We start from the raw sequence: 459 nt of genomic DNA, 5'->3' as shown, positions 1-459 counted from the left end.
CGATCTCTACATCCAGGACGTGACGCTGCGCGACGGCATGCACGCCATCGCCCACCGTTACACCGTCGACCAGGTGCGGGCCATCGCCGCGGCGTTGGATGCCGCCGGGGTGGCCGCGATCGAGGTGGCGCACGGGGACGGGCTGGCCGGGTCCAGTGTCAACTACGGCCACGGTGCGGCAAGCGACGCCGAGTGGATCGCGGCGGCGGCCGAGGTGATGACGAACGCGAAGCTGACCACCCTGCTGCTGCCCGGTATCGGCACCATCGCCGACTTGAAGGCGGCCAAGGCCCTCGGGGTGACCAGTGTGCGTATCGCCACGCACTGCACCGAGGCGGACATCTCCGCGCAGCACATCTCCTGGGCGCGGGAGAACGGCATGGACGTGTCCGGGTTCCTGATGATGTCGCACATGAACGACCCGGCCGCACTGGCCGCGCAGGCCAAGCTGATGGAGTC

Annotated in this window: 1 protein-coding gene; it reads left to right on the top strand. The window is 69.1% G+C overall.

All coding sequences use genetic code 11. The features are described from left to right. On the top strand, positions 1-459 hold a 459-nt coding region (locus tag C1A38_RS30495), incomplete at both ends, for a hydroxymethylglutaryl-CoA lyase-like TIM-barrel protein (RefSeq protein WP_502696969.1).

It is taken from the genome of Verrucosispora sp. ts21, assembly GCF_002879555.1.
GTDB lineage: Bacteria > Actinomycetota > Actinomycetes > Mycobacteriales > Micromonosporaceae > Micromonospora > Micromonospora gifhornensis.
This window is presented reverse-complemented; position numbering and strand designations above follow the sequence as displayed.